This is a genomic window from Miltoncostaea oceani (genome assembly GCF_018141545.1).
Classification (GTDB): domain Bacteria; phylum Actinomycetota; class Thermoleophilia; order Miltoncostaeales; family Miltoncostaeaceae; genus Miltoncostaea; species Miltoncostaea oceani.
On record NZ_CP064357.1, the window covers coordinates 123,747 to 146,573 of the forward strand.

19 protein-coding genes and 1 pseudogene are annotated in these 22,827 nt (G+C 70.1%); 17 read left to right on the forward strand and 3 right to left on the reverse strand.

Annotated elements, in window-relative coordinates; genetic code table 11:
• Positions 1-11 precede the first annotated feature (11 nt).
• The 3 genes from IU369_RS19345 (at position 12) to IU369_RS19355 (ending at position 2,092) form a co-directional block, all read left to right on the forward strand.
• Positions 12-434, forward strand: a complete 423-nt coding sequence (locus IU369_RS19345) for a hypothetical protein (RefSeq protein WP_217924872.1) — start codon at positions 12-14, stop codon at positions 432-434.
• Positions 435-562: 128 nt separating this feature from the next.
• Entirely contained in the window at positions 563-1,249 is a 687-nt protein-coding gene (locus tag IU369_RS19350) for a cysteine hydrolase family protein (RefSeq protein WP_217924873.1), read from the forward strand.
• Between the two features lie 591 nt (positions 1,250-1,840).
• Positions 1,841-2,092 (forward strand): hypothetical protein, encoded by a 252-nt coding sequence (locus IU369_RS19355; protein ID WP_217924874.1) that lies wholly within the window; start codon positions 1,841-1,843, stop codon positions 2,090-2,092.
• 471 nt (positions 2,093-2,563) lie between these two features.
• Here IU369_RS19355 and IU369_RS19360 read toward each other — a convergent pair whose 3' ends face one another.
• A complete protein-coding gene (locus IU369_RS19360) occupies positions 2,564-4,690 on the reverse strand; it encodes a diguanylate cyclase (RefSeq protein WP_217924875.1) in 2,127 nt (708 codons plus the stop codon).
• A gap of 375 nt (positions 4,691-5,065) precedes the next feature.
• Between IU369_RS19360 and IU369_RS19365 the strand changes: the two genes are divergently transcribed.
• The 14 genes from IU369_RS19365 to IU369_RS19430 all read left to right on the forward strand — a co-directional run bounded on the left by IU369_RS19365 (position 5,066) and on the right by IU369_RS19430 (position 21,715).
• Positions 5,066-5,563 carry a hypothetical protein gene (locus IU369_RS19365; protein WP_217924876.1) on the forward strand — a complete coding sequence of 166 codons (498 nt, stop codon included), beginning with the start codon at positions 5,066-5,068 and terminating at the stop codon, positions 5,561-5,563.
• A 284-nt stretch (positions 5,564-5,847) separates the two neighbouring features.
• Complete coding sequence (locus tag IU369_RS19370; RefSeq protein WP_217924877.1) at positions 5,848-7,287, forward strand: GGDEF domain-containing protein; 1,440 nt, start codon at positions 5,848-5,850, stop codon at positions 7,285-7,287.
• A gap of 412 nt (positions 7,288-7,699) precedes the next feature.
• Positions 7,700-8,512, forward strand: a complete 813-nt coding sequence (locus tag IU369_RS19375; RefSeq protein ID WP_217924878.1) for a hypothetical protein — start codon at positions 7,700-7,702, stop codon at positions 8,510-8,512.
• A 623-nt stretch (positions 8,513-9,135) separates the two neighbouring features.
• Positions 9,136-10,113, forward strand: coding sequence for a YihY/virulence factor BrkB family protein (locus IU369_RS19380; RefSeq protein WP_217924879.1), 978 nt, complete (start codon positions 9,136-9,138; stop codon positions 10,111-10,113).
• A 352-nt stretch (positions 10,114-10,465) separates the two neighbouring features.
• Positions 10,466-11,278 carry a ferritin-like domain-containing protein gene (locus IU369_RS19385; protein ID WP_217924880.1) on the forward strand — a complete coding sequence of 271 codons (813 nt, stop codon included), beginning with the start codon at positions 10,466-10,468 and terminating at the stop codon, positions 11,276-11,278.
• A gap of 278 nt (positions 11,279-11,556) precedes the next feature.
• Positions 11,557-11,826, forward strand: a complete 270-nt coding sequence (locus IU369_RS19390) for a hypothetical protein (protein WP_217924881.1) — start codon at positions 11,557-11,559, stop codon at positions 11,824-11,826.
• Positions 11,827-12,154: 328 nt separating this feature from the next.
• Positions 12,155-13,432: a glycosyltransferase family 4 protein gene (locus IU369_RS19395; protein WP_217924882.1), complete on the forward strand. Its 1,278-nt coding sequence runs from the start codon at positions 12,155-12,157 to the stop codon at positions 13,430-13,432.
• 44 nt (positions 13,433-13,476) lie between these two features.
• Positions 13,477-14,484, forward strand: a complete 1,008-nt coding sequence (locus tag IU369_RS19400) for a glycosyltransferase family 2 protein (RefSeq protein WP_246551646.1) — start codon at positions 13,477-13,479, stop codon at positions 14,482-14,484.
• A 222-nt stretch (positions 14,485-14,706) separates the two neighbouring features.
• Positions 14,707-15,561, forward strand: a complete 855-nt coding sequence (locus IU369_RS19405; RefSeq protein ID WP_217924883.1) for a hypothetical protein — start codon at positions 14,707-14,709, stop codon at positions 15,559-15,561.
• A 970-nt stretch (positions 15,562-16,531) separates the two neighbouring features.
• Entirely contained in the window at positions 16,532-16,825 is a 294-nt protein-coding gene (locus tag IU369_RS19410) for a hypothetical protein (protein ID WP_217924884.1), read from the forward strand.
• Entirely contained in the window at positions 16,822-17,859 is a 1,038-nt protein-coding gene (locus tag IU369_RS19415) for a hypothetical protein (protein WP_217924885.1), read from the forward strand. Before IU369_RS19410 ends, IU369_RS19415 begins: the two co-directional genes overlap by 4 nt.
• A gap of 265 nt (positions 17,860-18,124) precedes the next feature.
• Positions 18,125-18,331, forward strand: coding sequence for a hypothetical protein (locus tag IU369_RS19420; RefSeq protein ID WP_217924886.1), 207 nt, complete (start codon positions 18,125-18,127; stop codon positions 18,329-18,331).
• Between the two features lie 491 nt (positions 18,332-18,822).
• On the forward strand, positions 18,823-19,641 hold the full coding sequence (locus IU369_RS19425; RefSeq protein WP_217924887.1) for a hypothetical protein: 819 nt from the start codon (positions 18,823-18,825) through the stop codon (positions 19,639-19,641).
• A gap of 241 nt (positions 19,642-19,882) precedes the next feature.
• Positions 19,883-21,715 (forward strand): M3 family metallopeptidase, encoded by a 1,833-nt coding sequence (locus tag IU369_RS19430; RefSeq protein ID WP_217924888.1) that lies wholly within the window; start codon positions 19,883-19,885, stop codon positions 21,713-21,715.
• Between the two features lie 31 nt (positions 21,716-21,746).
• On the opposite strand, the gene IU369_RS23435 is transcribed toward IU369_RS19430, so the two are convergent.
• Entirely contained in the window at positions 21,747-21,989 is a 243-nt protein-coding gene (locus IU369_RS23435; RefSeq protein ID WP_246551648.1) for an NUDIX hydrolase, read from the reverse strand.
• Between the two features lie 13 nt (positions 21,990-22,002).
• Positions 22,003-22,644: pseudogene (locus tag IU369_RS23885) on the reverse strand (NUDIX hydrolase); the annotation flags it as partial.
• Positions 22,645-22,827: the final 183 nt, after the last annotated feature.

The window sequence follows — 22,827 nt, forward strand, 5'->3', positions numbered from 1 at the left end:
GGTGATGAAACATGGCCGGCCTGTTGCGCTCGTCCCTGACGCTCGGCGCGATGCTCGCCCTGGCTCTCTTCGCCATGACCGGCGTCGGCTGGGCCGCAGCGGACAGCACCCCCTCAGCTCCAGAGGCGATCGCCCTGGATGGGCTGAAGTCCGAGGACGCCACGACCAAGCGATGCCGCACCGGGGGCTTCTACGGCACCTCGCGGATCTCGGTCAAGAGGGTGATCGGAAAGGTCTCTTGTCGGGCGGCCGGCGGCATCGCACGCGCAGCGGTGGTCTATCGCGTCAACTCCGACTTCCCGGACACGTTCTGCCACCGCGGCTGGTGCTGGAGGTTCGGCGAGTTCCGCGGGGTGGGACCGGGCGCCAGCATCGTGACCTTCGTCGGGCGTCGTGGCGAGATGCAGATCGGTGCGACCCAGTCGGTGAGCTAGGGGACGGACTTCCGCCGCGTGGGCCAGGGGCCTCGGCACTGGGCCCTGGCCACGCGGCGGCTGAGGCGCGCCCTCTGCGACGTCGTATCGTGGAACCACTGAAGCGGTGAGACCACAAAGGGACGGCCATGAGCGACACGACCTCCACGGTTCTTCTGGACATCGACACCCAGGTGGACTTCTGTGCTCCGGAGGGGGCGCTGTTCGTCCCCGACGCCGATGGCTACGAGATCCGCCACTCGCAGGCGGCCCTGGTCTGGTGGGCCTCCGAGCACGGGATCCCCCACATCGCCACGGCGGATGACCACCTGATCACCGATCCCGAGATCTCGGACGAGCCGGACTTCGCATCGACGTTCCCGCCTCACTGCATGCGCACGAGCCCGGGTGCGGAGAAGGTCGGCTGGACGCGCCAGCGGTCGCCCCTGGTCCTCGGTGATGAGCCCCTCGAAGCCTCCCGTCTGGCGGCCCTCTCCCGGGAGCGCAGGGAGATCCTCATCCTGAAGCGGCACTTCGACTGCTTCACCAACCCGCACACGGCAGCCCTGATCACGGAGCTCGCTCCCGAGCGGGTGGTCGTCTTCGGCGTCGCCACCGACGTCTGCGTCGCCGCGGCGATCGAGGGTCTGCTCGGCCTTCTCACGCCTGCTCAGATCGCGCTCGTACCGGCGGCCTGCGCCGGCCTCGACGTGGCGGGCTCGAAGGCACTGATCGCGGACTGGCAGCGCCGGGGAGTCGTCATGTCGACCATCAAGCAGATCACCGGCCGGATGCCGACGGGCGTCCTCTCGGAATCCACTCTGGATCTCGAGTAGGGCCGCCCGCGCCGCCGAGGCCTGACCGCTATTCGGCTCCGCGATCGCGGAGGGCGGCCTCGACCCAGACGCTGGCACTCGCGAGTGCCTGCTCCGGGGTGTCTCCCCGGACGGTTTCGATCGGCTCTCCTGGTAGCTCGATATGGACGAGCCAGCTGTTGCCATCAGGGACTGGTGATCGGACCTGGCCGCCGACACGGCCGAGTCGCACGTTCAGGACCGCGAGCGCGGTGCGATCCAGCGGGGTTGACATCTCCTACGCTCCCTCCGAGCGGAGGCGGCGACACGATGCCAGCCGCACTGGCGCCGAGATCGTACGTCCTCGCGTTGCGTGTGGATCCGGGTGACACACCTGCTGCGCGGCTGGTCAGACCCCCGGCCTCTGCGTCGAGGCCACTCCCCGGGGTCGAGACGGAGTGTTGATGTCCAGCTGGCCGTCTCGGGGTTCGGTGAGACAGGTCGAGGGCGACTCGCCCCGCCGGGGAAGTTACACCATGTCCCTGATGCGCTGGGATCCGCTGGCATCACGTCCGCAATCGATTCTTCGCGTTCATGCCACTGCTCAGCGCGTTGACGTATATGTTCGCGCCGATGGCCTCCCTGACGGTGGTCGGCTACCTCGCCGGCGCGGAGGATCCCCATGAAGAGGTGGCGTTGTGGTCAACCGACTTCGGGGGATGGCAGCTGACTCACAGGTTCCTCGTCGAGTCGCGCTGCACACCTCGCCGCTACGTCGTGGACGTCGACGGGCGGGCGCTCGCAGCGGGGGAGACGGAGTCGCGGCACCTGGTGCCCGGGGAGATCTACCGGCTTCGAGTCGCCGAACCGGTGGCCGCGACCTAGCGACCGGGGCTCCGCCCTCCCCTTCCAGCATGGAGGGCCTCTGGAAGAGGAGGGCGCGCTGAGAGCATCGACATGGCCGCCGTCAAGGTGACGGTTCGTGGCCGTCGACGTCGTGGGGGAACCGGGCTGGCGGCTGGTCGGCTGGACGCTCCGACGACCGGCCTCCCAGGTGCGGCCTATGCCTACGGGTGGTGATGTCTCGACGTTGACGCCGTACTGTCGCCGGCGTGAGGGAGCTAGAGCCGGTTTCAGGTGAGGAAGATGCGACGGCCCCGCGGGTCCGCGCCGACGCCCAACGCCAGCGCATCGAGGATGCCCTTCGTGCCGTGGACGCTCACGAGTCGAGTCGCCGGCGGTTCAGCGGGTCCCAGCCGGTCGCGCCGGTGGAGTTCATGACCGCCTGGGACTGAGTGCAGGCTTCGGCGCCGGCGCGAGGCCCACTCGAGGCCCTCCCGGCGACTCTGAACTGCGTCAGAGGCTCGCTCGGGCGCGGCCGACCGCGGTGAGGGCGCTCTCTCTGCCTACCTCCCACGCGAGGAGGCGTGCGAGGGCGTCGCCCAGCTCACGTCCGGCTGCTTCGGCGACTCGCGGCTGTCGGTCGATCACGCAGAGAGTCCCGAAGACGGATCCGTCTGGCAGCAGGATCGGGTGGCCGCTGTAGCTCTCGAGCCCCAGATCGTCGCGCGCCCGCAGGTCGCTGTATCCCGAGTCCGCGTCGGACAGGCGGCTGTGTGAGGCGGGGGCGAGACCTTCGATCATCCGGTGGCAGAACGACTCGGTCAGGGGGAAGCGTCCACCGGGTGAGATGAGCCCTGACCCGCTGGAGCCGATGATCTCGATCTGGTCCCCCTGGATCCGCGTGATGAACGCTTCCTCCCACCCCGTCGCCGCGCGGAGCTCGCAGATGGCCTGCTGACAGGCTGACGCGAACTCGGTCGTCGTCGCGAGCTCGAGGGCCGCCAGGTGGGTGATGACCTCGGCGTCGGGGGCATCGGCGTCCACCGTTAGCGCGCCCGCCCCTGCCAGCCTCTCGAGCGCCTCCACGGCAGCGGGGGCGAACTGGCGCCCGGACTCCCGCCGGCACTCGGCGAGGGCCTGCTGGGTCGCTAGGGGCCGCTTGTAGCTGCGCGCGCTCGTCATGACGTCCCAGGCGTCGGCCAACGCGAGGATCTGGGCGCCCTCGGGGGCCTGGGGGCCGCAGAGTCCGTCGGGGTACCCGCCTCCGTTCCACCGCTCGTGGTGATGGCGGATCCACGCGACCTGCTCGCCGTCCAGGACCTCAGCGGCGATGTTCGCTCCGAGCGGCGAGTGCTGCTTGACCTGCTCGTACTCGGACGGGGTGAGGGGGCCCGGCTTGAAGAGCACGGCATCGGGAACCCCGATCTTGCCGACGTCATGGAGGAGCCCCGCCTCGCGAAGCCGGGCCGTTGCCGGCCGCGGCCAGCCGAGCTCCCCGGCGAGTTGTCCGGCGAGGTCCGCGACACGCTCGGAATGGCGGCGGGTCGAGGGGTCCTTCGCATCCACCGCTCGCGCCAGCGCACGGAGGCCCGCCATCGCGCGGACGACCTCGAGGCGCTCCGCCCGCTCGGCCGCGGACAGCTCGGTGACCACCTCGGCGCAGTACATGACAGCTGTGTCGCGTCCGTGGGCCTTGGCCCAGTAGAGGGCTCCGTCAGCGAGCTCGAGGAGATGGTCCACGTCCGTGGCGCTTCCGAGATCACACACTCCTGCCGACGCGTTCACCACCCCGACGTCCTCGATCTCTTCGGAGATCGCGGCACGCGCCCGCTCGGCCGCGCCGACTGCCGTCTGCGCGTCGGTACCGGGGAGGATCCAGCCGAACTCCTCACCACCGACCCGTGCGACGACCTCCCCGGCGCGCACCACCGACCGCAGGCGTGCAGCGACTTCCTGGAGCACCCGGTCGCCGCGCTGGTGGCCGTAGGTGTCGTTGACCTGCTTGAAGTGGTCGAGATCGATGAGCACGACGCTGAGCGGCTCGGAGGTCTCGGACGCGTGCGCGGCTTCACGCTGCAGGGCCTCGTGGAAGGTGCGGTGGTTCGCGAGACCGGTCAGGGGATCACCGGCGGCGCGCTGCTGTGCTTCGGCGAGGCTGATGAGAACGCTTGCATGGAGCCGGGCGTTGGCGATGGCGAGCGCCGCCAGGCCCCCGAGCGAGCGGACGACACTGATCGCCCGCTCAGGGATTCGCTGCGGGCTGCGGAAGCTCATGAAGAGCGTTCCGAGGAGGGCCGGCGTTCCAGCCTCGCCGAGGATTGTCGGGTGTTCGAGGCGCAACCCGACGAACGCCCCCGAACCGAGGTTCGAAGCGAGTCCGGCGGGGATCCGACCCTCGGCTTGGATGTCCTCAACGACAAGGAGTGGATCGCTCTGCTCGACCAGCAGGCGGCAGATCGGCAGCTTCACCAGCGGCCGGCCAACCGACCGCTCGAGGAAGCTTCGCTCACGGGGGTCCGTGGCGGTGGTGTGGACGGCGACGATGCTGACGTCCTCACCGTCATGCACGAAACAGCTCGCCCGGTCGCTTCCCAGCGTCCGCTGGGCCGCGGAGGCGATCCCCGCAAGGGTCGAGTCCATGTCCAGGCGTCCGCCGAGGATGGCCGCGACGGTCTCCAAAACGATGCGGTCGCCTGCCTGCTGACCTGCGACCCCGGCGCTTTCCTTGACTTCGGCGTGTGCCGCCGGTGGCTGCAGCTCGAGAAGGTCCATAGGCGGCCCATCGGCACCGCGTGGACTCCGCGTAACAAAGAGGGTCCCCGGGGAACTTGGGTGCTGGAGCTGACGCCGTCATATGTGCCGGCGCGCGATCCCCGAGCGCGTGCCGAACTAACGCCAAGCCGATCAAGGAGACATTCGGCTATACCTCGAGGCGGGAGCTCTCGTCCCGCGGGTCCATCAGAGACCGGTGACCTGGAAGGGGGAGTGGGGATCAAAAGGGTTTGGACCGCGAACGTGCTGTTGACCGTTCTGCTCCTTAGTGCGCTCACCGCTTGCGGGGGCGAGGAGCCGGATGTCGTCCCTCCCATCGTCTCGGTCCCGCCCGATGGACGCACGCTGTCGCGCGAGCGACAGATCATCGCCGACTTGGAGCAAGCCGATCGCGACCTGCGTCGCGCGATCTCTGAGGGCATCGAGACAGTCGAACCGCGTCTGCGTCGTGTGGAGCGGTGCGCGAGCGATGCGTGCCTGTCCGCGTCGATCCTGCCCCTCGCGGAAATCGCCGATCGCGAGCGACGAGGGCTCCAGGAGCGCGTCGACCGTGCCGCCGATGGGTGTCTCGATCGTGCCGGTACCGCGTACGTCTCTGCACTCGACTTCCTGGACTTGGCCGGTGTCTATGCCCGCGAGGGTCGCATCGTCGACACCGCGCGGGTCACGGAGTTCGCGCGGGACGACCTCCGGCTAGCAATCGCCGCCATCGACCGGTGCGCTGAGGGCCTCTCGGACTGAGGCGAGACGTTGCCCCGTGGTCGCCTCCTGGCGCCGTGCTGTCCCTCTGTGGGCCTGCTTCGGTGCCGGTGAGGGGTGGCGGCTCCGAGAGGACGGGGCTCCACGCGTTCGGCGGTAGCCTCGGGTGGATGAGGCGGGTTGCGAGGACGCCAGGGGTAGCGGCTGCCCCGGACGGCGCCGACGCGGCGGGAGGCGACCGGGCGCAACCGACCGCACGTAACCTGGACCTCGGTCACGGGGGACGCCTCGCTCAATCGGGTGGGCGACCGGTCGATATTCCGTAGGTGAGCAGGCCGATGCTTCTCTCGATCCTGGTCTTCGGCGTCAGCGGGGTCGGCGGGGCACTCGTGGGCGGAGCCTTGACGTCCCTGTGGGTCGCGTTGCATGCCGGCGCTGCCCTCGCAGCGGTCGCCGCGTCTTGGCATACCCGTGGCCTGGCTCGCCTGGTCTGGGCCCTCTTCGCCGCCGCCCAGGCCGGCCGGGCCCTTCTCCAGTGGGCCCCGGAGGCCGGGATCTCTTCGCTTGCCGAGGGAACCCATTCGACGGGGATCGCGGTTGCGTTCCTCGTGTTGAGCGCGCCGACCGGGATCGCGGTCCTGATCATCTACCGCCGCCTACGCCCCGAGCGGGGCTGGCAGGGGGTCCTTGACGGCGCGATCGCTGTCCTCTGCCTCGCTGCCGCCGCCTGGGCGCTGCTGACCTCGGCTGACCGGCCCATGGACCGCGACCTGCTGTACCTGATCGTCGGTTTGCCCCCGTTCCTCGACCTCCTCTGCGCCGTCGCGCTCACGTGGGTCATCGCCCGCCACGGTATGCGTTCGGCCCCGGGGTGGCTCCGGGCGATCGTCGTAGGCCTCCTCATCCAGGCCGCCGCCGGCATGGTCGTCCTCAGCGGCGCCCCCTGGACCCCAGAGGCCGCCCGCGCCGGTTTCGCTGCTGCCGCCATCGTCCTCGGTGCCGCTGCGCTGCGACGTCGCGAAACGACTGGCCGGGCGTGGGCAGAGGGTCTCCACGATGCCCCGCCCGCCTGGAGTGAGCGACTGCCCTACATTCTCGGCTCGGCCGTGGTGCTGATGAGTGTTGCCCGTCCGGACTTCGAGATGCGCTTGGCAGCCGCGATGGCAGCGTTCCTGGTGGCCATCCGGGCGATCTCGGCGGTGGCGGTGCGCCAAGGCCTGATCGGTGAACGCGACCGCCTCCTGATCGCAGATCCCCTGACCGGTGCCTACAACCGTCGGCACCTCGCGGAGTACGCGCCGCGTGTCCTTGCTCATGCCCAACGGTCGGGGGAACCGTTGAGCGTGGTCGCTTTCGACTTGGATCGCTTCAAGCACGTGAACGACGTCCTCGGCCACGACGCGGGTGATCGGCTCCTGATGGAGGTCGCGCGTGTCGTCACCGCGGCGCTCCGCGCGAGCGATGTCCTGGTGCGGCTCGGCGGTGACGAGTTCCTCGTGGTGTGTCCCGGTACACCGGGAGAGGGAGCCGCGACGCTCGCCGAACGACTCCGGTCGGTGATCTGCCAAGCCGCGGGGACGTCCGCTCCAGGGACGGGGGTCAGCGCGTCGCTCGGGATCTCCACCTACCCAACTGACGCGTCCGAGCTCGACGAGCTCCTGAGACGCGCCGACGAAGCCCTCTACGCGGCGAAGGCCGCCGGTCGGAACGCGGTGCACCGATGGGAGGAGGTCGCGGCGGCCGGCTGGCGGCAGCCGGTGCAGTAGGGCTGTCTCATCGAGCACCTCAGAAGCCGCGGGCTCAGGCTGGCGGTCCGGATTTCGTTGCCGGGGGACAGTGCGGCACAGGCGCCGGGCGGCAGCCGACCTCCTCGCTTGCCTTTCACCGGGATTGCGCTCGGTTAGGGGGGGCGCCAGTTGCAGCGAGGGACGCTGGCACCTATCGCTGCCGGCCCGGACGCGAGGTTCTTGAGGGGTCAACTCCGGTTCGGACTCCGGCGCGAACTAGACGCTTGGCGATTGCGCCGGGGGGGCTCCGGCGGGGATGCTTCCGCGCGGCATCTAGGGGTGGGGCCACCGACAGACCACACGACACCGACCCGAGCGCGATCGACCTTGGGGCCGCGGGACGGCACCGGCAGGCGGCGACGCACCCCGGGCAGCCCATGAGGAGACACGCGTGCGCAGAATCCTGATGACCGCGACGACCGGCGCCGTGGTGGCCGCCGCGCTCGTCGCCGCCGGCTCCGCCGCCGGGCAGACGACGACGGCACCGACCGCCCCCGCGCCCGGTGTGCGCGCGGCGTGCGTCGGCGGCGACTTCGCCGGGGTCTGGCAGAGGACCGACGGCTCGACCGTCACCTACACCCAGACCGGCCGCGTCGTGCTCGGCCTCACGTCGAACAACCAGTCGGCGCGGGTGACGGTGACGGGCACCTCCGCCGCCGGCACCTACACCCTCAGCACCGGCACCAAGGGACGGTTCAGCCACACGATCTCCCCGGACCTGCTCCGGCTCGAGACGACCGTCACCCAGCCCGACGGGACCCCCGGCGGGACGACCGACTGGACGTTCCTGCGGTGCGACCCGCTGACCGTCTCCAGCCCCGTCGGCGCGAACCTGCGGCTCGTCATCCCGGCCCCGCAGCTCGCGTCCGCCGGCCCGACCTCGGCCGTCGCCCCCGGCATCATCTCCCTCGGCTCCCTCGCGACGTCGCGGTGCGTCCTCGTGAAGGTGTCCGCCACCGAGCCGGCCCGCATCCTCGCCACCATCTTCAGCGGCGTGCGCAGCACGCGCGTCTTCGGCCAGAAGCTCGTCGTCTTCACCAAGGCCGGCTCGCGCCGCACCTGCATCCCCGTCCCGAAGAACGCGAAGACGATCAAGCTGCGCACGAAGCTCAACTTCGCCCTCGGTTACTCCCGCGGCGCCCGCCCCAACCCGAACGCCCGGCCCACCACGCCGGCGATCAAGACCATCAAGCTGGTCCCCTGACCCACTGACGTCCCCCGGTGGCCGGCCACACGGCCGGCCGCCGGGATCAGGGGTGAAGCGGTGCCCTAGCAACGGTCGATGAGCGCCCGCCGGCGAGAGGGTGGCGACAGCCGCATCATGGGCGCGGGGGCTCGCCTCGCTTCAATGGACGGCCGACTGGGCCGCTGGCCTTTGTTGCCCCGAGTGCTATGTCCTTGACGGGTAGAGCCTAGGTAGGCAAAGAGTCCTCGACCCTGGACGAGGAGCTCAGAGTTCGCGCGGTTTGCTGCCAATCACTTGTCGTCGACTGCCGAGGCCGTCCGCCCATCGGTTCCGGTTCGCGTGCAGGGTCTGGGACCGGACGTCGCAACGGCGAAGGGGAGATTGCCCAGGGCGCCGGTCCCCAAGGGGACGTCCGCCTCATGATGGTTGAGTAACCGGCCGGAGCAAAGACGATCTACGCGGGTATGGGTTCTCCGGAGGTACGATCCCGGCCATGACGTTCGACCCACACCCGGGTCCGGCACGCGCATGCGCGCGTTCGCGGTTCTGCTCGACGTCCCCGTGCTCCTCCGGGTCTCTGGTGTGCACCGCGGGCGAGCCGACCGAGTTATCGGCCCGTCGCCGAGTCGGCGGATGACGACATGAGCACGGCCTCGCCGGTCCCCGAGACATCCGAGGAGCTCGAGGGAGATGAAGCTCTCGAGACAATCCGCCGAACAGGTCTGCTCACGCTGGCGAGAGACGGATTCATCCGTTTCCGTGCGGCCGACGGCTTCAGCCATGCGCGCGCCTTGGCCTTCCAGCTCACCCTGACCATAATCCCCGCCCTGATCGCCGTTGTCGGCCTGGCCGCGGCGACGGAACGTGACGACGTCCGTCGGTTCGTCGCCGAGACACTCAGGTCAGTCGCCCCCGGGCCCATGGGGGAACTGCTGAGCGCCGCCATTGAACAGGGCTCTGTTAGCGCAGCCGAAGAGAGAGGCGAGGTCGCACTGGCACTGGGGGGCATCGTCGCGCTCGTCGCCGGGACGATCGCGATGGCGCAGGTGGAGCGAGGCGCGAACCGCATCTACGGTCTAGAAACGGATCGGTCGCCGGTGAGACGGTACCTTCGAGCAACCATCCTTGCGACGACGTCAGGCGCCCTCGTCATTGCGGCACTCGTGGTAGTCGTCGCGGGCGGGGCGCTTCGTCGCGTCGCAGGGTTCACACATGTCGCCGATCTCGTATGGGCGATCGCGCGCTGGCCGGTGGGAATCGCCCTGCTCATCGCTGGAACCGCCGTGTTGTATCGTCACGTTCCCAACCGGCGTCAGCCCGAGGCATCGTGGCTCGCCGTTGGGGCAGGTCTGTCGGTGACCGTCTGGTTGACGGTGACCGCGGCGCTTGGCGCCTTCCTCGGTCGGAGCGGCTCACTCGGCGCGACCTATGGGCCCCTCGCCGGAACGATCGGCCTGTTGCTCTGGGCCCTCATCACATCCCTCGCGCTCTTTGTCGGCCTCTCATTCTCAGCGCAGCTCGAGGCTGTCCGCGCGGGCGTCGCCGCACCACGCGTCGAGACCGAACACGACTCCCGTGCCGCGGTGCATGTGCGGACGAAGGATCTTCCTCCGAGTTGATCTTCGTCGCGAGGTGGTCCGAACCGCTCGAGGTTGGACGCTCCTGCGATTCGTCCATAAGCGGCACGCGGTCGAGGTCATTAGGTCCGAGTGTGCATTCGCGCAATCAACGGGTGAGGCCCGGACCGAACGCCACGGGTCGTCCAATGGCGTTTCCCACTCAGTCCCGGGTCTGACGGAACGCCACCGGCCTGCGGATCCCGCTGACGGGTGATCCGCGGTGGGGGCTGCTGCGAACCCCGGTGTGATGCCGCCCGACCCCGCCGCTCGGCCTGCGCGGCTGAGCTATCCAGGGCGCGACCTCTCGCGCCTTTTCCGGGCCGCATCCACGCAACACGACGGAAGGCAAGGAATGTCAGATCCTCTCGACCTCGTCGGGAAGTCCATCGAGGAGCAGCACGCCGGGGAGTCCGCCTCGACGCGCCGCCAGTTCGTCGCAGGTGCCACGGCGACCCTCGGTGGCCTCGGCCTGCTCGCGATCCCCGGTGTGGCCGCGGCCACCAAGGGCAAGCACGGCCGGGTGCGCAACGACCCGCAGACCATCCTGAACGTCGCGGCGACCGCCGAGGTGCTGGCGACGATCGTCAACACCATCGGCTGGGAGCGCGGCCTGGGTGGCGACGACGTGACGCAGGCCAACATCAAGGCCGCGGCGCGTGAGGAGCTCATCCACTACCAGGTGCTGACGAGCAAGGGCGTCGGCGGCCGGCCGGTCACCAAGAAGATCTGGGTGCCGGACGCGGTGTTCGCGAGCCGCGAGGGCCTGCTCAGCACCCTCGAGGTCGGCGACCAGATCTTCATCAACGCCTACCTGATCGGGACGATCGAGTTCGGCAACCGCGGCAGCGGGGCCCTCGCGGCCACGACCGCCGAGTTCATGGGTGCCGAGGCCGTGCACCGGGCGCTCGCCCGTCAGTCGCTGGGCAAGCTCGGCAACGACCGCGTCTTCATGAAGTTCAGCCAGCGTGAGGAGGCGCTGGACGCGCCGAACGTCGGTCAGAAGGGCTTCACCCGGATCGAGACGGCCGTCGCGCAGTTGCAGGCGGCCGGCTTCGGCTTCGGCGCCGAGGGCTCCGCCCCCGGCAGCTTCTACTCGTTCGACGAGGTGTCCAAGCGGACCCCCGACGACCCGGCCATCAACACGCGGGTGCCCGTGGTCAGCTGACCCCGGGTCGGTGGGTGGCGCGCGTCCTGTGGTCGGGGCGCGCGCCCACCCGCCGCGATCGACGCCGCGAGATCCTCACGCCTGATCACGCGCGCCCCACGGGAGCCAGCGGCACCCGGCAGGCCTCGCCTCGATGGTCTTAGTAACCTCACGGCGAGAGCGAAGTCCGCCCCCGCGGATACAACTCGGACCACCTCCTTCGCGGGGCGGCTTTTGGCATTTGTCCACGGCCTCATCGGAGGAGGCCCGCCGATGTCGATTACCCAGAAGGAGCAGCGTTGACCAGTTGGGTCCGCGTCGTCGACCGTGCCTTGTTGGAGGTCCTCCTCACCCTCGATCGACGAGGTGAGCCTCTCAGCGGCTGGTGGATCGAAGCGGACCCGGACCTCCGGGCTCAGCTCGGACCCAAGCAGGCCGCGCGTGCATTCCATCGCCTCGTCGGCCACGGCTACCTCTCGCTGGTTCCCGGCGAGGGAGGAGATGCCGGCTCCTACCACCTGACGCCGGCCGGGCGCACCGCCGGGGAATCCGACCCGCGCGACGCATAAGACGCTCGCAGCCACGCTGGGGCGACATCGCCCCAGCGTGGCTTCTTGTGGTCAACTCACACCCGCGAAACGCGAGAAGTGAAACGTGCGAGAGCGGTTCACCCGGTACCGCAATGACGCGCGCCGGGGTTCCTAGCCTTTTGGATAGTGCCGTGGCCGAGCTGCTCCGACATACAGTGGCCCGGCTGATTCGTGGCCCCTCCGAGGGCAGCGATCTCATGTCCAACTGCCAGCGCCCGTGGAGAGGGAACATCTGCGATTACGTGCCGCGGCCGCGCCGTGCCCTGAACGCCTGGTCTCGTGGCCTCCACCGGCTGTGAGAAGTCGCGTGTCAGGTCCGACGGAGACACAGCGCGCGGGAGCTGAGGGCCCCGGGCAGCCCCGCGCGGAGGGCCCCCTCGCCTACCTCGTCGCACGGTTCCCGGTCGTCTCGGAGACGTTCGTGATGAACGAGATCCTGGAGATGGAGCGCCAGGGGGAGCGGGTCGAGCTGCTGCCGCTGCGGGGCTCCCCGGACCCCGTCGTGCATGAGGCGGCCGTGGGTCTCGCGCGGAGGGCTCACCGGCCGACGTTGGCCACGGTCCTCGGAGCGCAGCTCCACTGGCTGCGGCGCCGGCCGTGGGCATACGCGCGCATGTGGGTGGCGGCCCTTCGCGGCTACGGGCTCCGTCCGCGCGCGTTGGCGTCGTGTCTCTACATCCTCCCGGTCTCCGCGGCTCACGCGAGGACGGTCGAGCGGCTCGGCGTCTCCCACGTGCACGCCCACTTCGCGACCCATGCCGCTCTCGGGGCCTGGGTGGTCAAGGCGCTCACCGGGGTCCCGTACAGCGTCACGGCCCACTCGCACGACCTGACGATGGACTATCCGATGCTCGGGGTGAAGCTCGCTGGCGCGTCGCGGGTCGTCGTCATCTCCGACTACTACCGCGACTACATCGCCGACGCTCTCCCGGGCCAGGACATGGCGGCGGTCCACGTCATCCGCTGCGGCGTCGACACCAGCCGGCTCTCACCGCGGGAGCCGCGGGCCGACGCCGGCGTCCCCACCGTCCCCATCGTCGTCTGCCCCGGCCGGCTGGTCCCGATGAAGGGGCACCGCTATCTGCTGGAGGCCCTGAGTCGCCTGCAGCGCGAGGGTGTCGCACTGCGCGTGGAGATCGCCGGCGGCGGTGCCCTACGGGGCGAGCTCGAGGCGATGGTGCGAGGCCTCGGCCTGGAGGACCGGGTCTCCTTCCGTGGCCAGCTGACACACGACCGGATGCTCGAGGCGCTCCGCGGAGCCGACATCGTCTGCCTGCCGAGTGTCGTGACCGAGGACGGTGAGCAGGAGGGGATCCCCGTCGCCCTGATGGAGGCCATGGCCTTCGGCGCGGCGGTCATCAGCACCGACACCTCCGGAGTCGCGGAGCTCGTCCGGGACGACGAGACGGGTCTGCTCGTGCCCCCGGGTGACGTCGAGGCCCTCGCCGAGGCCCTGCGCCGCCTCGCGCTCGACCCCGACCTCAGGGCCCGCCTCGGCTCGTCAGGCCGGCGGATCGTCGAGGAGGGCTACGACCTGCGCACGAACACCGGGCGCCTGCGGACCCTGATCGGGCGCTCATCGTGAGGCCGGCAGACGCCGAGGGCGATGGTGGCGTCGAGGATCTGACGGTGTCGGTCGTCATCCCGGTGCTCAACGAGGAGCACACGATCGTCCCGCTCCTACGGGCACTCCGCCGCCAGACCTACCCGGTCGGGTTGATCGAGGTCGTGATCGCCGACGGTGGGTCGCTCGATGCGACGCGGGAGATGATCCAGGGCTACGCCAGCCGGCACCCTGAGCTCGCGATCCGGCTGGAGGAGAACCCATCCGGTTCGGTTCCGGCGGGACTGAACGTCGCGGTGGCTCGGTCATCGGGGGAGATCGTCGTCCGCCTCGACGGCCACTCGGAGCCCTTCCCGGACTACATCGAGAGGTGCGTCGCCGCCCTGGCCGCGGGCCTCGGGGACAACGTCGGCGGTCGATGGAAGGTCCTGCCGAGCCGGGAAGGAGCGGTCTCCGCGGCGATCGCCTTCGCAGCGGTCCACACGCTCGGCGCCGGGGATGCGCGCTACCGCACGGGCGGCGAGGCGGGGCCGGTCGACACCGTCCCCTTCGGCGCCTACCGCCGGTCGACGTTCGAGGCGGTCGGCCCCTACGACGAGACGCTCCTCGCCAACGAGGACTACGAGTGGAACGTCCGCCTGCGCGCCTCAGGTGGGTGCGTCTGGTTCGACGGGGACATCCAGTGCGTCTACCGACCCCGCGAGACCTACCGGGCACTGGGGCGCCAGTACTTCCGCTACGGCTTCTGGAAGTTCCGGATGCTGCTCGGCGCGCCCGAGAGCATGCGGCTGAGGCAAGCCGCGCCGCCGGCGGCGCTCATGCTCGCCGCAACCCTGGGAGTCGCCTCTCGCCGCCGACCGCTCGCCCGTGTCGCGCTCGGGACGCTGGCGGGCGCCTACACGGCAGCACTCGGGCGCGCCGGCCTCGCGGCCAGTCAGGGGACCGGCGACCGCCAGCTCACCGCCGGCGTCCCGGTCGCCTTGGCGACGATGCACCTGTCCTGGGCGACCGGGTTCCTGAGCAGCGGACTCCTCGAGACGGTGCGAAGGATGCCGCGGCCGAGCGAGCGGTGACGCAAGGGCTCCGGTTCCGGCAATCGAGCGTTTCCGTTGTCAGCGGAGATGGGCTCTTTCTGGAGTCTCCTGCCGGGTCCGGGATGACGCCCCAGGGTGTCCTGTCCGTCGCGCCCCCTAACCTCTTCTGGGAGCGACCCATGGCCGATGTCGCGCTGACATCCGCCGGTCGACATCTCAGGCTATCCGGCCATCGCCACAGAGGAGCATCGGATGTCGAGGATGGCGGAGGCTTCAGAGGAAGGACTCGCCAACGGGGAGCATGGCGGCCCCTCAGCGGTCTTCCTGCGGTCGCCGGCGGAGGCCGACCGCATGCTCGCGACTCTCGAGCATGAGGACCTGTTCGCCTCCTCATGCATGAAGGATCAGCAGCCGGGGGATCGCGCCGTCATCTACGAGACCGGCCGCGAGGGCGCTGGCCTCGTCGCCTGGGTGGACATCGTCAGCCCCGCCGCTCCGAGCGAGCAGTTCGGCTTCGTCGCCCAGTGCTCCATCCATCGAGCTGAGCCGTCGGTTCCGCGGAGCGCCCTGATGGCGGACCCTGACCTCGCGCCGATCTTCCGATCCATCATCGGCCGGCGGTGGCTGCCACCACAGGCGCGCGCGGCGATCGTGCGCCTGTCCCCTCCACCGGCCTTCCGGTGGGTGGCGATGGACGAGGACTGGGACATCGCCGCCGGCTGGACCCCCGCTGATCCGGGAAACCCCTGGGGCCTCGAGTCCAGCATGCAGGCCGCGATCGCCCGCGACCCGGCCGCGCGCGCCGCGCTCGGGCTCGGGGACGACCCGGTGCCCGAGGTCCGCTCCGGCGACCGCCGCGATCGCTACGACCTCCTCTCAGACGGAGTCGTCGCCGAGCTGAAGATCGCCGCGGACCAGGGTGTGATGGAGCAGCTCGACCGCTACCTGGCGACGCTGCAGCGCGAGCGGCCGCGCGATGGGGGTTGGGTGGGCCGCATCGTCTTCTGCCGCTTCGCCACCCGGTGCCTGGTCTCCCTCGTCGAACAGCGAGGAGACGTCGAGCTCTGGCGATGCGTTCGCGAGGGCGAGTCCCCGACCCTCGAGCGCGTCGCATAGCCGGGGTGGCCGGCGTCGACACCCTGACGCGGACCCTCCTCATCCGGCACCGTGAATCCGCTGGTTCCTGGGAAGTGGCGCGCCCTGGTCAGAGTGCCGCGGCAGTCCCGTTTCGTAGCCACGGCGCCGCGCTCGACCACGCCGAGCAGCGCATGCGTCTGAGCGGGGGAGTGATCATCGTCCTCGGCCCCGATGGGACTGAGCTGACCCGCCACACAGTTCCTCCGCAGCCGCCCTACTGACGAGACGGGTGGGCGCGGGGCCACAGGCCTCGGTGGGTGGAGGGCCACAGTCAGAGTGGGTGCAGGGCCACAGGCGCCGGTGGGTGCGGGGCCATAGCGGCGGTGGGTCCAGGGCCACAGCCCCGGTGGGCGCGGGGCCACAGTCGAGGTGGGCACAAGGCCACAGGCGAAGTGGGCATAAGGCCACAGGCGGCACCAGGCCCCCGCTCTGGCGAGGGGATCAGGCGGAGGGTGGGCGCAGCCCCACAGCTCGAGGAGGCCGGCCGGCGGGTGAGGGGCTCGCGCATCCAGCGGAGTCTCCTCAGAGTGGGCGCAGGGCCATAGAACGGCGCCGCGAGGGGCCTCCCGGTGGGTCCAGGGCCACAGGGGGAGCGCACGAGGCCCCGTCCGGATCCCCTTCGCGGGCCGCGTGGGCCCACCGCCCACCGTTCTCGGGGGCCGGACCCACCGCGCTATGGCCCTCGGCACACCGTCCTGTGGGGTCGCGCCCACCGGTCTGTGGCCTTCCGCCCACCGGCGCCCCCTGGTTTTCCCTGCAACGGAAGGGGATGTGGCGGACGCCCATGGTTTCCAGGGTCTCCATGGTCCTCAAGGTTCTTCCCGGCGCGGGAAGGACTGATCGGGGGTGGAACCACGACACCACGCACCCGTGCGTCCACGGACGAAAGGACGCACGGCCTCGACGGCGAATAGGGGACCGGACACCGTCTCCTCCAGGAGGTCAGCACGTGGCACAGCAGGCCAGCGTCTCCCCGATAGCCGTCCTGACCGAGTCGGGGGATGGCACGCTGCGCGAGCGGCTCGCCGCGGCCGATCAGAGCACCGTCGTCAACTTCAACGTGCGGATGCGACCGCCGCTGCATGAGGCCCTCCAGGTGATCCAGACGCGCCTGCGGCTCTCCGGTGTCCGCTGCAACCGCGTCGATCTGGTCGAGCTCGCCCTGCTCGAGCTGCTGGAGACCCCGATCGAGGAACTCCCCCAGAGGCTCGCCGGCTTTCCGGCCCGCGGGGAGGAGCGATGAGCGCACGCCCCGCAGCGGAGCAGACGGTGCTCGCCGAGCTCGTGGACGCCGACGGCCAGCCCTTCGAGGTCGTCGAGGCTCCCGAGGCGAGTGCGCGGGTGCCCCGCTCTCTTCGTGACCGCGTCGCCGAGCTCGCCGCCCGAGCGGATGAACCGGCGCCCGCCGGGCCGCGCCCGGCGCCCGCGCCCGCCGCGACGTCGTCCCGGAGCACCAGCCAGCCGAGCTTCATCGTCGCCCGGCTCCTCGCCGAGCGTGGGTTCTGGTCGCTGACCCCCGCGCTCCAGCAGGAGTTCGCCGTCGACGATCTGCGCGGGACCCTCGAGGTGATCCCCTCCCAGCGGGGACTCTCCGGCGGCCGTGAGCGGATCGTCTTCCACGGCCTCGTCTCGCTCTGGGCCGAGGGCCCACGCGACCTGCCTGAGGTGACGACGAGCTTCCATGCACTCGCCCAGCGGCTCGGCTGGTCCTGGGGTGGGAGGACCTCCGCGGACATCGCCAGCGCCCTCGAGCTGCTGACGCTGACCGGCTACAAGTTCGTCGGCGAGGCGGAGCCCGGCCCGTTCTCGGACATGTTCACCCTCGTCCAGCGGGTGATCACCTGGAAGGGGCCGGCGAGGAGCTCGAACCGTCACGTGCGGATCGTCTTCAACGAAGCGATCTTCGACTACCTCTCGGACCGCAGCGTCATCCGGCGACTGGACTACGGCGCCGTCAGCCAGATCAAGCCCCAGCAGCAGCTCGCGCAGGCCCTCCTATTCTTCCTCGACGCCCAGCCCGGCCATCGGCCCCAGCCCGGCGATCGCCTCGAGCGGATCGAGCGCCTCGTCGACGGCCGGCTCGCCGCCACCCTCGGCGTCAAGCCCGTCCTCAAGGAGTTCCACCGGCTCCTGCGCACCGCCTGCGCGACGGTCGAGAACGCCTCCGCGCGCTACGAGCGGGTCTCGATGGAGCCGCGTCGGGCTCAGCGGTTCGCCCGCAACGAACCGCGCTACCTCCTCGTGGCGGTGCGGAACCGGATGATCAAGCTCCCCTAGGGCTGACCACCTTCTCGAGGAAACTCCGCAGAGGCGACGGTGCTCATCGACCGAGGTCCACGCTGGACGCAGACGGCGCAAGAGCGGTTGCGATCCGAAGGTCGAGTTGGATCGAGGAGCCCGGGAAGGCCGTCGATCGCGGCCGGCCGCGAGCTCGACCTCGATGGAGAAGCTGCGGGACAGCGGCGGCCCGAGTCAGTCGCGGATAAACGGTCGCCACGCCGCTAAGCGTGGGCTCATCCGGTCGGTTGTAGGATCCACGTCCATGACCGAGATCCGTAGCAAGACCGAGTGGGTGAACGCGGCGCAGCTTCGCGGCAACGCCATCGACACCGACGGATTAGCGAAGAAGATCGACGCGACCATTGAGCGTTTGAGTGCCGGACGCGGAGATCGCGTCGTGACGATCAGCGTCGCCGTGGCCGGGGCTGGCTACTCTGCGCTGGTGACCGTGTGCTGGAAGGAACCGTAGAAGGCGCACAGCGATCGGGCGAAGGCGGGCAGCGGAAGCCACGCTGGCCGAAGCTCTGAAGGCCGGTGTCCCCAGTCGCTTACACGGACTACGGACAGATAGCGCGAGATGGGGGATCGGCCCGAGCAAGGTCCTCCATCGATTCCCGGGACCAGAGAAGCTCCGAGATGCCCGCCCTGCTGCGCGCCTCGGGCTCGAGGGGCCACGAGCAGACGCCCCTGGCAAGCACCTGCCAGCTCGAGCTGATCCCGCTGGGCAGAACTGTCCGCGCGTATAGGAGCCGGGAGCCCCTCTCACAAGGGATGCTTCCGCGCAGGTCCCACGGGCGATGAGGAGCCTCCTTGCGAACAGGTCACCGACGGCGGGCGCTGCTGCTCCTGGCTCTCGGGCTCGGCGCGGCGGTTCTCCCGTCTCCGTCTCTCGGCGCGAGCTCGGCGACGATCGCTGATGGGGCTTCGGACGGCGCCCCCGGGTCTCCGGAGATCCAGCAGTTGAAGATCGACTCGAACGAGGCGGGGGAGTTCGCGGTCCAGTTCAAGCTCGAGGAGGCCCTCGCTGAGGCGATCGGGGATGGCCAGGAGTTCGGATCCCTGAGCGTCTACCTCGACCTCGACAACAACCCCGCGACCACTGGCCCCGAGCCCCGGCTGGTGCCGGGCGCGGAGGTCTTCGTTTGGGTCTACAACAACGGGTCGTCGATCTCCGGGGACATCGAGAGCATCGCCTTGCTCGACAGCTTCAGCTCCGACCCGACCACGGACCTGGCGACCTGGAGGGTCTCCGACCTGCGACACCTGGGCATGGTTCCGGGGCAGACCATCGGCGTGAGGGCGTTCTCGACCGGTAATGAGTCGGCAGGGGACCCGAGGGACTTCGTCCCGAACATGGACGCCCGAGGGAACCCGGTCTGGTTCTCCTACCAGGTGAGTACCGCCGCCCCGCCGCCACCGCCCGCCGCCCCGGTCGCGGCCCCGATCACCGTCGCTCCCCCTCCGCTGATCTCGTCTCCGGGGAGGAGGCCGATCTCCGGCAGTCCCCTGAAGCTCTCCTACCGCGCCGGCAAGGTGAGCGCGCAGTTCGGGTGGAGCCGGGCGAGCGCGCGTGTCAAGTGGTCCCTCAATCTCAGCGCCCGGGTCCAGGGGAAGCTCAGGAAGAAGACCATCAGCGGGTCCCTCCAGAGCGCCGCGGCTGGCGTGAAGAGGACGACCGCCTTCACGGTTCCGGTCGGTACCCGCATCCAAGGTCGCCTCACCGTGAGAAGCGGGTCCAGCAGCTTCACCCGGTCGGTCTTCGTCACGCGTCGTCGCTGACGCACGCTCCAACAGCTCCGGGTCTCTACTCCTCGACGAGGGGCTGACAGGCCCGGAGCGCCGTTCTCCTAGAGGGCGCGCTCCCTAGCGCGGCGGCGGGACCCCGGGGATGGGAAAGCCGGCGCGGAGTGCGATTCCGAGCGCCGGCCTCGGCTGTTCCACGGCTGCCTCGGGCAGATGTCCTTTGCGGCGGAGGGGAAACCGGCGGGCGCTCCCCAGACCGGGCCTAGGATCGCCCGCGATGCCCACTGACACCGACGTGCGAAGTGACGTGACCGCCGCTCGCTGGGACCTCAGCTGTCTCTTCGAGAGCGACGCCGAGGCCCTCTCCGCGATGGAGTTCCTGAACAGTGACGCCAGCGGGTTCCAAGCGCGTGAGCGGGGCCGTATCGCCGGCTACGCCCACGGGGGAGCTGAAGGGGGCGCGCGCTTCGCCGCGGCGGTGGGCCAGCTGGCCCAGCTGAAGGAGCGGCTCGCCAACGTGACGGGCTACGCGGCCCTTCGCACCTATCAGGCAACCGGGGACCAGGACGCCAAGGATCTCCTCGCCCGGATCACGACGCTCGAGTCAGAGGTCCAGGATCACCTGCGCTTCTTCGCCCTCGAGTGGTCTGCACTCAGCGATGAGGACGCCGCGAGGCTGACCGACCACCAGGAGCTTGCCGATCTCAGGCACTGGCTGCTCAAAGGGCGTCGCTTCCGGCCCTACCTGCTGGGCGAGGCGGAGGAGCGCGCCCTGGCTCAGCGCGATGAGGCCGCGGATGCCTGCTGGCAGAACCTCCACCAGGGGATCATCAGCAGGCTCGGGATCAAGGTGCTCCTGCCCGGGGCGCCGCGTCGCACGTCGATCGGCTTCGGGCAGGCGCTTGGCATGGTCAAGCACCCATCCCCACGGGTGCGCCGCTCGATGATCCAGGGGCTCGCCGAGGCTCTCGAGCCTGAGATCGAGACCCTCGCCCAGTGCTACGACAGCCGCGTCTGCGACCGCCTGGCGATAGACCGGATCCGCGGCTACTTGACTCCGATCGCAGCGACGAACCTCGCCAACGAGCTCCCCGATGAGCTCGTCCAGAGCCTGCTCACCTCCGTGAGCTCGCGGTACGGGGTCGCACAGGAATGGTTCCATGCGAAGGCCGCCCACACCGGCTCCAACCGGCTCCATCTGGCGGACCTTTACGCCCCCGTCGGCGCCGGCGACCTGACCGTCGAGTGGTCAGAAGCACTCGAGTTCGTCAACCGCAGCTTCGACGGGTTCTCCCCTGACGCCGGCCGGATCGTCCGCGGCCTGCTCAATGACGGGCGCATCGACGCCGGCCTGCGGCGCGACAAGCGGCCCGGTGCCTTCTGCGCCCCCGTCGGTGCGAGCCACCGCCCCTTCATCATGCTGGCCTTCGACGGTGGGCTTCGTCAGGTCAGCACCCTCGCCCATGAGCTCGGCCACGGTGTCCACCGGACGATGTCGGCGCAGCAGCGGACCGCCCTCGACTACGGGATCGGGATCGAGGTGGCGGAGATCCCCTCCACCTTCTTCGAGCTCGTCTTCCGCGACGTCGCCCTGGCCCGCGTCGAGGATCCCGCTCAGCGGGTGACGCTGAGTTGTTCACTGCTCGAGGACACCTTCGCGATCGTCTTCCGACAGACCCAGATGGCCCTGTTCGAGCAGCGCGCCTACTCCGCCCGGGCTGCCGGAGAGCAGCTGAGCGCCGCGCGTCTGAGCGAGTACTGGCTCGACGGCAACCGGGAGTACTTCGGTGGGGCCGTTGAGATGCCCGAAGGGGCGCAGCTCGGCTGGAGCTACATCCCCCACTTCATCGTGGCGCGCTTCTACACCTACGCCTACAGCTTCGCGTACCTGTGCGCGGCGAGCCTCCACGCGCGCTGGAGGCAGGACCCCGAGCGCATGTCGGTCCTGATCAGCGACGAGCTCCTGTGCCGTGGCGGTTCGCGGTCCCCGGCGCAGATCCTCAGCGCGCTCGGCTTCGACCTGTCCGACTCGGCCATCTGGAACGAGGGCCTTGATGCGATCGCCGGCGCCGTGGCCCAGGCAAAGCGGGATCTCACCAAGCTCTCCTAAGACCCCGGGGCCGCCCACCCCTGCCGTCGGATCAGGCGAAGGCGGGGCCGATGACAAGACGCGCGAGCAGGACCGTCTTGGCGTCGTAGAGCGAGGCGTGAGCGTCGGCAGGTCCCGAGTTCACTTGGGACAGGTGGGTCTTCACGAGCGTGATCCGCTCGTCGTCGTCCGCCGTCGGCGCGTCGGGATCCTCGACGACATCCTCGGCGAGGAAGTAGTGCCCGAGCTCGTCGGTGATCCCGGGGCTCGTGAGGAACGACCCGAGGTAGGCCATCCTTTCGGGCGCGCAGCCCCGTCTCCTCGCCGAGCTCCCGGATCGCGGCCTGCTCGGGCGTCTCGCCCTCGTCGACTCCACCTGCCGGTGCCTCGAGGATCTCGCGCGCCACCGCAGGTCGGAACTGGCTGACGAGGTAGACGAAGCCCTCATGGTCCATCGGCAGGACATGGACGACATGCGGCGCGCGCATCACCAGGTGCTCGCGATCGCCGACCGCGAGGACCTGCGCCCGGACACGGCCTCGGGACAGCGATGGCAGGTCGTTCTCGGGGCCAGTCGTCAGGGGCGAAGACATGAGCGGCGATCCTCGGTCGTCGGTGAACTCACCTCGAGGATAGGCCGCCGGCGAGCGGCTGCAGGGGCCGTGTCGGGCATCGACGTGAAGAAGCCGGCGTGCGCGGCGCGACCGCGCTAGCTTCGACCGCACGGGGTCATGCCAACCTCCTGTGTGGATCTTGGTCCCGTCAGCGCCCGGCCTTCGCGCCGGGTCTTTTCTTGCCCTAAGCCGGTGTCGCGCCTGCGGGTCGAACGGGTCGGGAGAGCGGCATCTGCCAGGGGGGGGCGGCTGCCCCTCCGGGCCCGCGACGCGTCCTCCGCGGTCGCCCCTGCATTCCTGAACGGAGGTCGAGTGTTCCGGCCGGGCGCGGCGCATTAGGCTGCGCCGGATCGCTGACCCGCAGCGCGCGCCTGGAGCCCCCGATGCCCGCCATCCGCCGCCTCTCCTTGATCACATCGGCTCTGGCACTCGGAGTGCTCCTCCCTCTCGGTGGGGGAGTCGCCGCGGGTGCGCCGGCGCCGGGGGCGGTGCGGGTCGCGGTGACGGGTGTGGCGAAGG